The following is a 15,617-nucleotide window of genomic DNA, read 5'->3' as shown; positions in this document are numbered from 1 at the left end:
TATAGAGATGTTGCCATTTATTTGCGGTGAATCCAATAATAATAAAAAGAAGCTACTCCCCCTATAAAAGAGAAAATGGCCAACATCCAAAACACCAATTGGTGTCCTTCCGCCCCAGGATACCGGTCCAATAAATAACCCATAGCGGGACCTGCAAAAATATCCGGGGTATACCCTATCAAAGAAATCAGTCCTACGGCCGTACCGGTAAGTGTTAAAGGAATGTGTCCTTCTTGCATCACCGCAAAATATAATGATCGCGCCGCATAAACACCAACGGCGACCACAAGAATGGAAATAAAGAATAAGATTGTGGTAAAAGCCGAGATTAAGCCGATAGCGAACAACAAAGCCCCGATAAAGGTAATTACAAAACTAACGCCAAGCCATATACTACTTTTGGAGCGATCTGCCAAAAACCCGATGATCACTCCTATTATAGGGCGAATAAACAAAAGAAAGGTCCCCACTTGGGCAGATTGTACCTGATCATATAGCATTACATCTTTGGCGTAGAGCGAAAATACATCAGTAATCTTATAACCCACATAGGCACAAAGAATAATAATCATTAACAACCATACCGCAGGAAGCCTTAGAACCGTACGCACTTCTGAAATAGTGATTTTTTCCAATACCAATGGTGCTTCTTCGGTTTTCAATTTCATAAAAAACCATACCAAGACCCCGACCAGTGCAACCATGGCGACCGAGCTTAAAATTACGTAGCGAAAAGCCTCCCTATTCTGCGCCAGATCCGCGGTAATCGTTTTCTCTCCTATAACGATCGAAAAGATAAAAACGCCCATAACCCCGAACAGGGCACCCACCAATCCCCTGCCCCCATCCAAAAATCCAAAGGCCTTTCCCTGGGCCGCGGAACCGCCCCATATTCGGGTAGCTTTTATCATGGCCGCCCAAAACAAAAAGATGGTGGTAAAACCCCAATAGCCGTAGAGTACCTTAAGAACCATATAACCCGGAAAAGCGGCGTATACCAACCCGCCCAAAGCCGTCATCCAAAGGGCTAGCACCATCAACTTTCTAGGGGGGAATCTATCTGCCAAAGGACCTCCAAAAAGATAAGAGACCAATGCGGTTATGCCATAGATAGAAAAACATAATCCCAATTGGGTATTGGTCAATTCAAAAACTTCCAAAACCGTAGGGCGAAATACCCGGGCAAGTACAAAGGGAAGAATAAAAACGGTCTCTCCTGCCAAAATAAGCAATAGCAAATAAGACCAAGGGGCGCTCGTATAAGTATCCTTTTTGGACAAAGTAAATGGTTCAAACGGGTTTACAGGGGTATGAAGATAAGGGCAATTCCCGAGGGCTAAAAGCGAAGTGGCAAAATATGTACTTTCACCTTATTTTTCATTTGTTTTTAGAACGACCGAATTTGCGGCCAGATCATGGATCGCCTTTTTTCTTTCATGGCCGGTCACAGTCAAAAAAGACAACCATCCCAAAGTATACTTTAATATAAATCGCAGAAGAGCCAATGGAAAAATGACATTTTTGCCACTATCGCTATCCCGTTTTACGGTAACCCCCATATAGGAGTGGCCGATAGTACCTCCATAAAAACTAATAAAAAGCGGTTCATAAAGGGCAAAAATAAAAGCAACGGAAATGATCTTAAAAATAACATGGACTTCTTCGAACAAGGCAAAAATCTCCGTAGTGGCATACATAGCAGCTACCATGATAAGGCTATCAATAAATGCCGCTTTTACACGATCTGGCAATAAGGCATATTCATTTTTCATACGGTCGGGGAAAATAATCTCCTATAAAGATATATCAAATCTCTTTTATTTTGTTTTAATAATACCGTTCCTGTACAGGTTCAAGGCTTCATTAAGAAGTAACTCTATCGTTTTTACGGGCAAATCCTTATGGGGGTTTATTCTGAAAATCTTCATCTTTGAACGACTCCCTTTCTCCAATTCAGGGTGATCCAAAAACTTCCCTGCTACAAAAAGAAGGTAAGGTTCATCGGTCTTTTTATCCGTCCAGAGATAACAAAATATATTTTTCCCGTAACAGAAACAGGGCATTCCCCATTTTCGGGTTTCCGTAATTTTCTCGTCCTGTTCCAAAATTATCCTGCGCAATGCAAGGAGGCAACCTTTGTTAGGTTCCTCCTTGTCAAGATAATAATTCTCCGATTCCGGGTCCATCTTATCTACTTTACGGCAATTAAAAAATCTACCTCGGCATCGGCCGGATGTTGTGCTTTTTCCCCATATACTTCATAATCTACGGTATAAACACGCTCTAAGTCCATTTCCCAGATTTCAAGCCATTTGTTAATGACCACTCCCTTGGTTAAATCGCCCTTGGCAGATAGTTGTACATAGTTTCCGCCATCAAATGATTTTCCTATCATTCCTTCGGGAATCGTATCTAAATTTTTCACCTTACAACCTATAATCGTTGTATAAAACCCGGTATGATCGCTTTCATAATCCGTGTACAGTGCATATAGGGCACCATCAACCTTGTTCGGAATCTTGTCCGCTATGTTTTCGGATATGAATTCATTCCACAATTCCGGTATTTGTTGGCCTGCCCCACCCTTTTTATTATTGGTCCTTACGGAGGTTCCTATAATTTTAAAAGGGCCAATTTTTACGTTTTGCATAATCTCTTGTTTTTAGTTTATACAAATGTAAATGAGTCCTGTGTCAACCTTATGTCAGGGGTGGGTCCCATTTTTTTCTGCACGCTTCCAGATACTGTTCCAATGTTATTTTATGAGGTTTAAAATGTTCCGGGCCAACTTGAAGTTTTTGAATTCGATCCAATCGAAATGCCCTAAAATCATTTTTCAATCTACAAAATGCTATCAAAATCCAATTCTCCTGAGTGGTGTACAACGCAAAAGGTTCGATCGTACGTTCTGTCTTTTTATTATCCAAAGACACGTAATTTAATTTAACGAGGCGAAAATTGGCTATCGTGGATTGCAATTGTATCAGATAATCGCTCGTCTTTTCATCATCGGTATTGTTTCGTACTTGTATCCTCTCCGAAAGGAACTCCGTTTTGACCTGTTGGCTGTTTTTTAAGATCGATTTTATTTTGGTAATGGCATTTTTATAATTCTCAACAAGGGACGCATCCTTGTTCTTAAGAATGAGATGCTCTGCAATGATGAGTGCGTTCGCCTCTTCTTCGGAAAACATGACCGGAGGCAATTGAAAACCCTCCATTAAGGAATACCCCCTACCCTCTTCCGTAATGATGGGAATACCCGACTTCTCAAGGGTGCGAATGTCACGATACACCGTTCTGATACTTACCCCGTGTTCTTCGGCAATGGCTTTTGCCGTTACCAATTGCCTAGATCGCAATTGTGTAATAATGGCCGTTAACCGGGCCAAGCGTGGTTTTTCTTCAGACATTCCATTAGTATCTTTAAAGCGGTGAGCAGCTTTATTTTCAGTTTTTACCACTCAAATCCCAATTGCTCACCAAAGAACTCAATACATAAAAAAGAATGATAAAAGGTATGGCCAAAAACCGCATGGTCATTAAAAACACCAAACTCATTATAAGAAAAATGTAACGTAAGGCATTGTCCTTAAAAGTCCAGTTTTTGAATTTTAACGCAAACAAAGATAAGTTACAATTGAGCAAAAAGGCACTTAAAAGTGTGATTCCCATCAAAAACCATTGATTTAAAATAATAGTACCCAAAGTATGGTTATCCTGATAAAATAAAATCATAGGGAGCGATAAAATCAGTAGTGCATTGGCCGGTGTGGGCAAACCGATAAAGGAGGACACCTGGTTTTCATCTAAATTAAACTTGGCCAGACGATACGCAGAGGCCATGGTAATAACAAAACCAAAAAAAGGCAGTAAAGTGCTTATCTGAAATGTTTCAGGGTTTTGCAAAACAACGCCTTCCCCTACTCCCCCATCTCCGGTTTGGGCCATCGCCAAGAGTTGAAACATCACGATCCCGGGAACCAGGCCACTGGTGATCACATCGGCCAAAGAATCCAATTGCAGGCCCAAATCACTTTTCACATCTAAGATTCGGGCGGCGAATCCGTCAAAAAAATCAAAGAAGATACCGAGCACTACAAATAATGCAGCCTCTTCCAATTTGTTCTGAACGGCAAAAACGGTGGCCACACAACCACAAAAGACATTCAAAAGGGTTATGAGATTGGGGATGTGTTTTTGCATAAGGTCGTTTGTTCAATAGCACTATTATTATGCGTGCCGATTTAAATTACACCTTAAAAATACTATAATTCCTTTCGTTATTTAAACCCTTTTTCAATCAAGTGAATTATAAAAAACCATTATGGATTAAATTGGTTATTATTCGCATCTTTGTCCATGGATCGAATTCATTGTGGATGCTAAAAAAAATTGGCCTTGTTTTTATTCTTTTTTGTTCAATAGGTTTTTCCCAAAAGAAAATTGAACTGACCTCCCTATCCAGAATAAGTATACTGACTTTTGGGCCGGGCGATGATCTCTATTCCAAATTTGGACATACCGCTATTCGCATACAGGAACCTTCATTGGACCTTGACATTGTTTTTGATTATGGCAATTTTGCTTCATTTGAGGATGGTTTTTATTTAAAGTTCATTCAAGGGCAATTAACCTATAGCATGGGCGGCAGGAAGTTTTCTTCCTTAATAGAGGAATATAGGCAGGAAAACCGTTTTGTGCGTGAACAAATGCTCAACCTTACTTTAGAGGAAAGAAAACAATTGTTCACCTTTCTAGAGAACAATTTCTTGCCGGAAAACAGGAACTATTCGTATGATTTTTTCTTTGATAATTGCGCTACCAAAATCCCGGAAATCCTTAAAACCGTGTTTAAGGACAAAATTTATTTTGCCAATGACCATTTGAAAGAACAATTTACCTTTCGCCAATTGATCCATCAAAAAGTAAAGACCAATACATGGTCCGGTTTTGGTATTGATCTGGCTTTGGGTACTTCCATTGACAAAAAAGCCAGTGTAAAAGAGCATATGTTCCTTCCGGAATATGTTTATCGCCAATTATCCGGCACTACTATAAAAGACAAGCCTTTAGTAACCAAAGATCATTTGATCTTAACTGAAAAAATGCCTGTTGGGGCTGCCATTTTTTTGCTGTCACCAATGTTTTGGCTTTCCATATTCTTGATGCTAGTGTTGTATGTAACCTTTCTCAACCTTAAAAAGAACACTCGAAGCAAATGGCTGGATTTTGGTTTATTTTTTATGACGGGAGCTGCGGGCCTGTTATTGTTCTTTTTATGGTTTTTAACGGACCACAAGCCTACGGTCAATAACTTTAATATCCTTTGGGCATTTCCATTGAACCTATTTTTTGCTTTTATCGTATTAAAAAAATCAATCCCATCATGGAGCAACAACTATCTATGGGCTTTATTGGGGCTTCTCTTTTTGGTCCTGATTATTTGGACACTCCAAATACAGATCTTTTCGCCATTGATTATTTTTATTCTTATGGCATTGGGAATCAGATATGCGTTTTTATTAAGATGTTCCATTAAAAACTTAAAACCGAACGCCTGACATTTATATTTGAAATTTAAAAAACATGAATCTACTTACCGTTGAAAATATTTCCAAATCCTATGGTGAACTGGTCCTTTTTGACAAGCTGTCCTTTGGAATAAACAGGGATCAAAAAATTGCGCTGATCGCCAAAAACGGGAGTGGTAAAACATCCATTTTAAACATCCTTTCCGGTGCGGACAGCCCGGATAACGGTCAGGTAAACTACAGAAAGGGCATTCGGGTCTCTTTTTTGGCACAAGAACCGGATATGAACCCTGACCTGAGTGTGGAAGAAACCATATTTGCATCGGACAATGAAGTATTGCGGGTCATCTCCGATTATGAAAAAGCACTGGCCGACCCCGAAGATGCGGAGGCCTATCAAAAGGCCTTTGAGGCCATGGACCGTTTTGAGGCCTGGGATTTTGAGACCCAGTACAAACAAATCCTCTATAAACTAAAGCTAGAAGATCTTAATGCCAAGGTAGGTAAGCTTTCGGGCGGGCAAAAAAAGCGCCTGGCCCTGGCCAATGCCCTTATCAACAGACCCGATCTTTTGATCTTGGACGAACCTACCAACCATCTGGATCTGGAAATGATAGAATGGCTGGAGGGTTATTTTGCCAAAGAAAATATGACCTTGTTCATGGTAACGCACGATCGTTATTTTCTGGAACGTGTCTGCAATGAAATATTGGAATTGGATAATGGGATACTTTATCCCTATAAAGGCAATTATTCCTATTATTTAGAAAAGAAAGATGCACGCCTGGAACAAGAAGCGGTAGAACAGCATAAATCCGAGATCCTTTTTAAAAAAGAATTGGCGTGGATGCGGCGTCAACCAAAGGCGCGCACTACAAAATCCAAATCGCGCATAGATGATTTTCACGACATAAAGCAAAGGGCCAATCAGCGCAGAAAAGAACATCAGGTACAGTTAGAGCTCAACATGGAACGGATGGGGAGTAAAATACTGGAACTGCACAAGGTCTCCAAATCCTATCCGAACAAACCCATTCTGGAGAAATTCGAATATAGTTTCACCAAAGGGGAACGTGTAGGGATTATTGGCAAAAATGGTACCGGGAAATCCACCTTTCTGAATATTCTAACAGGGAGAGATCAACCGGACAATGGTAAAGTAGTGGTGGGAGACACGATAAAATTCGGTTATTACACCCAAAAAGGGATTACCATTAAAGAAGGGCAAAAGGTAATAGATGTAATCCGGGAATTCGGGGATTTCATTCCTTTGATGAAAGGAAGGCAAATATCCGCCCAACAGTTATTGGAACGTTTTCTTTTTGACCGAAAAAAACAATATGACTTTGTAGAGAAGCTAAGTGGCGGGGAACGCAAACGTTTATACCTTTGCACGGTCTTGATCCAGAATCCCAATTTCCTGATCCTTGACGAGCCCACCAACGATCTGGATATTGTTACCCTAAATGTATTGGAGAGTTTCTTGTTGGATTTTCAGGGGTGCCTTCTGGTCGTTTCCCACGATCGTTATTTTATGGACAAGATCGTAGATCATCTATTTGTTTTTAAAGGTGAAGGAGTAATCGAGGATTTCCCGGGCAACTATTCGGACTACAGGGCTTATGAGGATAGCCAAGTGATGGAAAAGCGGGAACAAAAATCACGAACCAATACCCCTAAGACCCAATGGAAAAATCCCGACTCGGGAACAAAACTATCTTATTTAGAACAGAAGGAATACAAACAGCTAGAAAAGGACATCCAAAAATTGGAAGGGAAAAAGAAAGAAATGCAGAATAAATTTTTAGGGGATTCCCTATCCGGAGAAGAAATCAATGTGCTTTCCATAGAACTTCAGGAAATTACGGATTCCATTGATTTAAAAACAGAACGTTGGTTTGAACTATCCGCACAAATGGAAGCGCACTAGTATTTCTCTTAACTAAAATTGACTTAAAACCATCTATTAATCATCAAACACAAGGTTTTTAAAGTTTTTAATCCATTTAAATACCGTTAAACGACCTCTTTTTCCGGTAAGGTGTTTTTGGGCGGGGTGCCGTTAATCGAGTGGATTTTACACTTAATCCGAGCTTTTGCCCGATAACGAGAATCGGGTGCCCTTCACCGATCCACGACCCCTTGAAATACGCTTGCGCAAGTTATAATAGTGTAACAAACGCAAGTCATGAAAACAATAGCCACCATCATCTTCACCATCTTCATCGGGATCGCCGCACAGGCACAGTCCACCACTGCCGAAGTCAAGGTCGAGACTATTGGGATGACCATCGTTACCGAGACCGCTTACGAACTGGATACGGAGACCAAGGCCGAGGTTGCCAGGTTGTACAAGTTCAAGAACGCCAGGGTAAAGAAGGCCCTTTCCTTCACTACCAAAAGGAACAAGGCCAAAATGGCTTAATACCTTACCCTCTAGAATGGCTTGCCCTATCCAAATAAAAATTCACAAAACATCAAAGTCGCCAAAACAATTCAAAAAACATTCAAACCAAAGTTGAAAGGTATTAGTACATTTGGGAAATTTTGACACCGATAAAGTGTATCGCTTCCTTGCCCGTTTAAAATTTCTGTTCTCGGCCACCAACCAACATGGTGTTCATTCCCCTTTCATTTACAGTTTTGTGACCAAAGGATTATATAAAAAAGGAAGTAAGAAACTTTCCGTTACTGAAAATGTCCTGGTTAAAAGCATAGCATATTTTGATGTTAAAAAAGTAGGGTTGGTAAACCATTCCGAAGAATTAAAAATAAAACTGGATTCAATTTTCCAAGATCTCAACTATCGGGAATCTCCTTTTGATATTATCTATGCGGATGCCCTGAGCAAGCCTTTCAAAACGGTCTCCCAAAAACATATCCATAATGACAGCCTGCTATTATTGGAAGGTATTTACAAGAACAAGGCACGGACACAACGCTGGAAAGCGATTAAAAACCTGGACCAAGTTACCGTAACCATAGATCTATATTATTGTGGTATTGTTTTTTTTAGGAGGGAGCAGGCAAAAGAACATTTTAAGATACGGATTTAAACCACTAATTTTAATCAAGAAGATCAGAAGATGGATAATACTATTTACATTGTACTCGGGGTTCTATTTGCCATTTACCTTGTAATCGGCATAATGAATCGGAGAAAGTCTAAAGAACGAAAGTCCAGAGAATTCATGGGGAATTACAAACGTAAGAATAAAGGATAGGTAACAGTGGGCAGTGGGCAGTGGGCAGTGGGCAGTGGGCAGTGGGCAGTGGGCAGTGGGCAAAAAAGTACTTATACCAGAACCCAAACAGATCGATCCATGAACTTATCAACTTTTTTAAACTCGACACTTGAACTTGATACCCGAATTTTAAAATGAAAATATACACCAAGACAGGAGATAAGGGCAAAACTGCGTTGTTTGGCGGAACACGCATCCCCAAACATCATATGCGCATAGAAAGTTATGGAACTATAGACGAGCTCAATTCGTGGTTGGGGCTATTACGTGACCAACAAATTGCCGTACACAGCAAAAAACAATTGGCCCGTATACAGGATAAGCTATTCACCTTGGGGGCTATTTTGGCTACGGACCCTCAAAAAGCGATGCTAAAAAACGGCAAGGAACGTTTGAACATTCCAAAAATTTCGCAAACCGATATTGAAATATTGGAAAGTGCCATCGATATTATGGACAGTGAACTCCCTCCCATGACGCATTTTATCCTTCCTGGCGGGCATACAACCGTGTCATACTGTCATATTGCCCGAACCGTCTGCAGAAGAGCCGAAAGAACGGCTACACTTTTGTATGAAAATGAACCTTTTGACGATACCATTTTATCTTACCTCAACAGGTTGTCCGACTATCTTTTTGTCTTGGCACGAAAATTGTCAAATGACTTAAAAGTAGAAGAAGTGAAATGGATTCCTGAAAAAAAGGACTAATAATTCCATAATTTCTTCGTTATCAATTTATCAATGCAAAAATTATGTTGATAAATAGCTATAAATAATTACAAAATGTCTTGGCTGTTTATTTTTAAAAATTATTTTTGCAAAAATTTTAAAATCAAACTATTACCATGTATTGGACATTAGAATTAGCATCGTATTTAAGTGATGCGCCATGGCCGGCCAGCAAGGATGAGTTAATAGACTATTCCATTAGGACCGGTGCTCCTTTGGAGGTCGTTGAAAATTTACAGTCCATGGAGGAAGAAGGGGGTGAGATTTATGAGTCTATCGAAGAAATTTGGCCGGACTATCCAACAGAGGAAGATTACCTTTGGAACGAGGACGAATATTAATATTTTAGCATCATAATTACTGCATAAAAGTCTCTTCGGAGGCTTTTTTTTTATGTAATTTTGGCAGTCTAACAGGGAAATTCCATTCAAAACAAAGACTGGAATACCTTTTGTCTAATAGAATTGTCGGTCATATTTACCGTCTGCAAATAATTTTTTGAAATCCATATGGGAATTTTACATACCATGGGTTTCAATCCTAACTGAAATAGAACATGAGTTTCATTAATTCCGTATTAAAGGCCTTTGTTGGGGACAAATCCAAAAAAGATGTAAAGGAACTTCAGCCTTTGGTAAACCAGATAAAATCATTTGAAAACGAATTCGAAAAATTAAGTCATGATGAGTTGCGCCAAAAGACCCTGGACTTTAAACAAACGGTAAAGGATTCCTATAAAGCGTTGACCGAACAGATAAATACTTTGGAAAAAGAAGTAGAAGAATCCAATGACATTGATAAAAATGAAGATATCTATACCGAAATAGACAAGCTAAAGGAAGAAGCATATAAACTATCGGAAGAAGCCTTAAATACTATTTTACCAGAGGCCTTTGCCGTGGTAAAAGAAACGGCCAAACGATTTACCCATAATAAAACCATTACCCTGACCGCTTCGGAATATGACAGAAAACTTTCGGGCAGTAAAGATTACGTAACCCTAGATGGCGATCAGGCCATATGGAAAAACTCTTGGGATGCTGCCGGAAAGGAAGTAACATGGGACATGATACATTATGATGTACAGCTTATTGGGGGTATAGCCCTGCACCAGGGCAAAATTGCCGAGATGCAGACGGGTGAGGGTAAGACCCTTGTGGCCACCTTACCGCTGTATTTAAATGCCTTGAGCGGTAATGGCTCGCATTTGGTAACGGTCAACGATTATTTGGCAAAAAGGGATAGTGCCTGGATGGCACCCATTTTTGAATTCCATGGATTATCCGTGGATTGTATAGACCATCATCAACCCAATTCCGATGGTCGCCGCATGGCCTACAATGCAGATATAACCTATGGGACCAATAATGAGTTCGGTTTTGATTATCTAAGGGATAATATGGCGCATACACCAAAGGATTTGGTACAAAGGCCCCATAACTATGCCATTGTGGACGAGGTAGATTCCGTACTGGTAGATGATGCCCGTACACCTTTGATCATCTCTGGACCCGTGCCAGAGGGTGACCGACACGAATTCAATGAACTGAAACCCAAAGTGGGCGAAATTGTTCAAAAACAACGCCAACATTTGACCGGGGTTTTGGCCGAAGCAAAAAAATTGATCGCCGAAGGGGATACCAAAGAAGGCGGTTTCTTATTGTTACGGGTCTATCGGGGCCTTCCCAAAAATAAGGCATTGATCAAGTTCCTAAGTGAGGAGGGCGTAAAACAGCTGTTGCAAAAAACGGAGAATTTTTACATGCAGGACAACAACAGGGAAATGCCCAAAGTAGATGAAGACCTATTGTTCGTTATCGATGAGAAAAATAATCAAATAGAACTTACCGATAAGGGGGTGGATTACATTTCCGGTGAGCAGGACCGGGACTTCTTTGTAATGCCCGATATTGGTGGGGAAATCGCCAAGATCGAGCAACGGAACCTGGAAATAGAGGAAGAGGCCGAATTAAAAGAGGAATTGTTCAAAGACTTTACGGTAAAGAGTGAACGTATCCATACCATGAGCCAACTTTTAAAGGCCTATACGCTCTTTGAAAAAGATGTGGAATACGTGGTCATCGACAATAAGGTAATGATCGTAGATGAGCAGACCGGACGTATTATGGACGGCCGTCGTTATTCGGACGGATTACACCAAGCTATCGAAGCCAAGGAAAATGTAAAGATCGAGGCCCTGACCCAAACATTCGCCACGGTCACACTTCAAAATTATTTTAGAATGTATGGCAAACTGGCCGGTATGACAGGTACGGCCATTACCGAAGCGGGGGAATTCTGGGAAATCTACAAGTTGGACGTTATGGAAATACCCACCAACAGACCCATTGCCCGAGATGATAGAAATGATCTGATCTATAAGACAAAACGAGAAAAATATAATGCCATAATCGATGAAGTTACCAAACTGAGCAAGGCAGGCAGACCAGTGCTTATCGGTACTACATCGGTAGAAATATCGGAATTGCTGTCCCGCATGCTGGGCATCCGTAAAGTGGCACACAATGTATTGAACGCCAAGCTGCACAAAAAAGAAGCGGACGTGGTTGCGGAGGCCGGTAATCCGGGAGTGGTGACCATTGCTACCAATATGGCAGGGCGTGGTACGGACATTAAACTAACGGATGCCGTAAAAGCTGCCGGTGGTCTGGCCATAGTCGGGACGGAACGTCATGATTCCCGCCGGGTGGACAGGCAGTTGAGAGGTCGTTCCGGTCGTCAGGGAGATCCGGGAAGCTCACAATTCTACGTTTCCCTGGAAGATAACCTAATGCGCCTGTTCGGTTCCGATAGGGTCGCTAAAATGATGGATAAGATGGGCCTTGAGGAAGGTGAGGTCATTCAGCATAGTATGATGACCAAATCCATAGAACGCGCTCAGAAAAAAGTGGAGGAGAACAACTTTGGGGTTCGTAAACGCCTCTTGGAATACGATGATGTAATGAACGCCCAAAGAGAGGTCGTTTACAAGCGAAGAAGACATGCCTTGCAGGGGGAGCGTTTAAAAGTGGATATTGCCAATATGGTATATGATACCTGCGAAGTCATAGTAGAAGGCAATAAAGCGGCCAATGATTACAAGAACTTTGAGTTTGAACTGATCAAGTACTTTTCCATGACCTCACCGGTTACCGAGGATGAATTTGGAAAGTTAGGTGCTCAGGAAATCACCGGGAAAATATACAAATCGGGTTACGAGCATTATAAAGAAAAGATGGAACGCAATGCCGCTGCGGCATTTCCCGTCATCAAACAAGTATATGAGGACAATGCGAATAAATTTGAGCGCATCGTAGTACCTTTTACGGATGGTGTAAAAACATTGAATGTTGTTACCAATCTACAAGAAGCGTACGAAAGTGATGGCAAACAATTGGTCACGGATTTTGAAAAGAATATATCCCTGGCCATTATTGACGATGCCTGGAAAACACATCTTCGAAAAATGGATGAACTGAAACAATCGGTTCAATTGGCCGTACACGAACAAAAAGACCCTTTGCTTATTTATAAGTTCGAAGCTTTTGAACTCTTTAAAGGCATAATCGAGAAGGTGAACAAAGAAGTGGTTTCCTTTCTTTTTAAAGGAGAGTTACCTTCCGGAAATCCAAATGAAATCCAGGAAGCCAGAAATGTAAGGCGCCCTAAAGATAATTTAAGGACCACTAAGGAAGAAATCCCGAACAGCGATGAACTGGCGGCACAAAATAGAGCTGCCGGACAAATGCAACGACAACGCCCGGCAGTTACCGAGACCATTACACGCGAGCGACCGAAAATAGGCAGAAATGAACGGGTTACCATTAAAAATGTGATGTCCGGCGAAAGTAAAACCGTAAAATACAAACAGGCGGAACCTCTTATCGACAAAGGGGAATGGGTACTTACAGAAGATTAATCCTCAATATGATAACACAAATGGCGGCCCTATCGGTCGCCTTTTTTATCGCATCATATATAAGCCGTCCGCTATTCCCGAGATTTAATTTTTACAAAAGTTTTGCTTTTAAATGCAAAACATAATTAGTTTTACAATATCAAAAGTTCCCAAAACCAAATAACTAAACGGATGCTATGAAGGATTTTGATATTGACCAAGAACGCTTAAAAGACAAGATTCAACTTGTTATAAAGGTCAACTATGTATCAAGTATATTGGCCTTGGTGTTTGCCCTTATCTGTTATTTCGTGCTATCGGTTACTGAAATTATTCCCTTTGTTTTTATAACCTTTGGAATTTTAAATCTTATAAACACATGGTTTTTTAAAAGACATGATTCACTCACGCTTACTTATAACGTTTCTTCTGTAATGGCACTTATCAGTGCCTTTATTATTACCCTGTATAGTGGTGGAATCAACAGTTCTTTCATATTCACTTTGGCCCTTATTGTATTTGCAGGTTATGTTACTACTAGAAAATATGGGCAGATTTATTTAAACCTTATTTTCTTTCTGGTCATACTCATCTTTTCACAAAGCATTCCGGATTTCACTTTTACGGAGAACGTAATACCGGAAAGGTCAAGAAATATTTTCAGTCTTTTATCAGTACTTTTCTCTGTGTATCTTTTGGGGAATATTTTTGGAAAAAACCTGTTAAAGACCCATAACACCCTTTATAAATCAAAAAGAGGGCTGATGCAGCAGATGGAAGAAAAAGAGACATTGATAAAAGAAGTTCATCATAGGGTCAAAAACAATTTGCAGACCGTATCCAGTCTGTTGAGTCTTCAATCCAGAAATGTAAAAGATGACCAAATGAAAAATATCCTTAAAAGTACCCAAAATAGGGTCATTTCTATGGCAATGGTCCATGAAATGCTCTATATGCGTAAGGATATAGCCCATATTGAATATAAATCCTATGTGCAGGAACTTGGTGAATACCTTATAAAATCTATCAAGGGCATAGAAAGTAAAGTCGATTTGAAAATAGACATCCCAGATATTAAATTAGGAATAGACACGGCCATACCCCTTGGTCTATTGATCAATGAAGCACTCACCAATTCCTTAAAATATGGTATGACGAATGATAAAGGCGGGGAAATCCATATCGCCCTGAAAAAAGAGTTAAACAAAGAGTATATACTAAGTATCGGGGATAATGGAATTGGATTTCCAGAGACCATTAACCATAAGAACACCAAATCTTTGGGACTAAAACTCATTCATAATTTGACCCGGCAACTAAAAGGAACCATTAAAAGGGACAATAGTAAAAAAGGGACCAATTACATTATTAGGTTTCAGGAAATAAAGCAACAATTATCACCGGTTGTTTAACGATACCTTGTTGACAAATTTCCCCTAAAATGTTCAAAAGGGCCGGGGCCGATTTGGTATCGCAAACCGGTTTAAATAGATTACGGCCTGCGCTTATCTACCGGAACCTTAATGGGCCGTAGCGTTCCTTTGGTCTTTGGAAAAATTAACAAATGACTGATTACTAAAACAACGGGGATCGATAAAACAAATAATAACATAGCATTAAATTTAGAGCGGTACAGATGTACCGTAGGTTAATTAATTTAGGTATCATGCCAATTTTGGCCTGTTCTTCTTAGTAACAAAGGCCAATTCTTTTTTTACCCGAGAATTTTTATAGCGGTATAAACGCACTATTGTATTCCGAGTATTGACCGTAATCTTTTCAAAAGTGATATCAGCACTATGACCAGTAGCCAAAACAACGCCCATTTTAATAACATCCACTTCATCATTACTTTTTATTTGTTGTGCCATAGAAGTGGCACTTAAGAAAAGAACTAAGATTAGGGTTAGAACAGCTTTCATACTAATGATTTGGGTTATATAAAGATAACCTCGATATCAGCGCTCACTTATCCGTATATCGCTGAATTACAGTATTCTTCGTTCAATTCGAAAAGTTAGGATAAAGTGCGAAAAAGTATCGATAAATGCGTTTAAGGAAAAAATCAACTTACCGAAAAAAAAGGTGATTAATCGGAAAAGCAACATCGATATCCGTATTAATACACACAATAAATTGGAAAACCGGTTCGATTTTTTTGTTTAAGGGAAACAAAACCCCCTGTATATAAAATAATGAAATTACCGGG

Annotated in this window: 15 protein-coding genes; 8 read left to right on the top strand and 7 right to left on the bottom strand. The window is 40.0% G+C overall.

The genetic code is table 11. The features are described from left to right. Window positions 1-17: 17 nt before the first annotated feature. The 6 genes from ACKWB9_RS09230 to ACKWB9_RS09205 all read right to left on the bottom strand — a co-directional run bounded on the left by ACKWB9_RS09230 (window position 18) and on the right by ACKWB9_RS09205 (window position 4,206). Window positions 18-1,280, bottom strand: coding sequence for an MFS transporter (locus ACKWB9_RS09230; RefSeq protein ID WP_414002728.1), 1,263 nt, complete (start codon window positions 1,278-1,280; stop codon window positions 18-20). Between the two features lie 90 nt (window positions 1,281-1,370). Beyond that, window positions 1,371-1,772, bottom strand: a complete 402-nt coding sequence (locus ACKWB9_RS09225; RefSeq protein ID WP_414002727.1) for an RDD family protein — start codon at window positions 1,770-1,772, stop codon at window positions 1,371-1,373. 45 nt (window positions 1,773-1,817) lie between these two features. Then, window positions 1,818-2,186: a DUF1801 domain-containing protein gene (locus ACKWB9_RS09220; RefSeq protein WP_414002726.1), complete on the bottom strand. Its 369-nt coding sequence runs from the start codon at window positions 2,184-2,186 to the stop codon at window positions 1,818-1,820. Between the two features lie 5 nt (window positions 2,187-2,191). After that, complete coding sequence (locus ACKWB9_RS09215) at window positions 2,192-2,650, bottom strand: GyrI-like domain-containing protein (RefSeq protein ID WP_414002725.1); 459 nt, start codon at window positions 2,648-2,650, stop codon at window positions 2,192-2,194. A 49-nt stretch (window positions 2,651-2,699) separates the two neighbouring features. Beyond that, entirely contained in the window at window positions 2,700-3,413 is a 714-nt protein-coding gene (locus ACKWB9_RS09210) for a helix-turn-helix transcriptional regulator (RefSeq protein WP_414002724.1), read from the bottom strand. Window positions 3,414-3,450: 37 nt separating this feature from the next. After that, window positions 3,451-4,206 (bottom strand): CDP-alcohol phosphatidyltransferase family protein, encoded by a 756-nt coding sequence (locus ACKWB9_RS09205; RefSeq protein WP_414002723.1) that lies wholly within the window; start codon window positions 4,204-4,206, stop codon window positions 3,451-3,453. Window positions 4,207-4,382: 176 nt separating this feature from the next. Here ACKWB9_RS09205 and ACKWB9_RS09200 point away from each other — a divergent pair, with 176 nt between their 5' ends. The 8 genes from ACKWB9_RS09200 to ACKWB9_RS09165 all read left to right on the top strand — a co-directional run bounded on the left by ACKWB9_RS09200 (window position 4,383) and on the right by ACKWB9_RS09165 (window position 14,820). After that, on the top strand, window positions 4,383-5,564 hold the full coding sequence (locus tag ACKWB9_RS09200) for a lipoprotein N-acyltransferase Lnb domain-containing protein (RefSeq protein ID WP_414002722.1): 1,182 nt from the start codon (window positions 4,383-4,385) through the stop codon (window positions 5,562-5,564). 25 nt (window positions 5,565-5,589) lie between these two features. Further along, the gene (locus ACKWB9_RS09195; protein WP_414002721.1) at window positions 5,590-7,464 is read left to right on the top strand and encodes an ABC-F family ATP-binding cassette domain-containing protein; all 1,875 of its coding nucleotides are present in this window, start codon (window positions 5,590-5,592) and stop codon (window positions 7,462-7,464) included. Between the two features lie 258 nt (window positions 7,465-7,722). After that, window positions 7,723-7,959, top strand: coding sequence for a hypothetical protein (locus tag ACKWB9_RS09190; protein WP_414002712.1), 237 nt, complete (start codon window positions 7,723-7,725; stop codon window positions 7,957-7,959). Window positions 7,960-8,071: 112 nt separating this feature from the next. Continuing rightward, a complete protein-coding gene (locus tag ACKWB9_RS09185) occupies window positions 8,072-8,590 on the top strand; it encodes a hypothetical protein (protein WP_414002720.1) in 519 nt (172 codons plus the stop codon). Between the two features lie 323 nt (window positions 8,591-8,913). Continuing rightward, window positions 8,914-9,489 (top strand): cob(I)yrinic acid a,c-diamide adenosyltransferase, encoded by a 576-nt coding sequence (locus ACKWB9_RS09180; protein WP_414002719.1) that lies wholly within the window; start codon window positions 8,914-8,916, stop codon window positions 9,487-9,489. Between the two features lie 137 nt (window positions 9,490-9,626). Beyond that, a complete protein-coding gene (locus ACKWB9_RS09175; RefSeq protein WP_027064442.1) occupies window positions 9,627-9,851 on the top strand; it encodes a DUF2795 domain-containing protein in 225 nt (74 codons plus the stop codon). Between the two features lie 215 nt (window positions 9,852-10,066). Continuing rightward, the gene (gene secA, locus ACKWB9_RS09170) at window positions 10,067-13,429 is read left to right on the top strand and encodes a preprotein translocase subunit SecA (RefSeq protein WP_414002718.1); all 3,363 of its coding nucleotides are present in this window, start codon (window positions 10,067-10,069) and stop codon (window positions 13,427-13,429) included. A 176-nt stretch (window positions 13,430-13,605) separates the two neighbouring features. After that, window positions 13,606-14,820 carry a sensor histidine kinase gene (locus ACKWB9_RS09165; RefSeq protein ID WP_414002717.1) on the top strand — a complete coding sequence of 405 codons (1,215 nt, stop codon included), beginning with the start codon at window positions 13,606-13,608 and terminating at the stop codon, window positions 14,818-14,820. 252 nt (window positions 14,821-15,072) lie between these two features. On the opposite strand, the gene ACKWB9_RS09160 is transcribed toward ACKWB9_RS09165, so the two are convergent. Then, on the bottom strand, window positions 15,073-15,330 hold the full coding sequence (locus tag ACKWB9_RS09160; RefSeq protein ID WP_414002716.1) for a hypothetical protein: 258 nt from the start codon (window positions 15,328-15,330) through the stop codon (window positions 15,073-15,075). Window positions 15,331-15,617: the final 287 nt, after the last annotated feature.

Origin of the sequence: Maribacter spongiae, assembly GCF_047345125.1 — a bacterium.
GTDB lineage: Bacteria > Bacteroidota > Bacteroidia > Flavobacteriales > Flavobacteriaceae > Maribacter.
The sequence above is the reverse complement of the archived record's forward strand: the minus strand, read 5'-3'. Positions and strand labels throughout refer to the sequence as shown.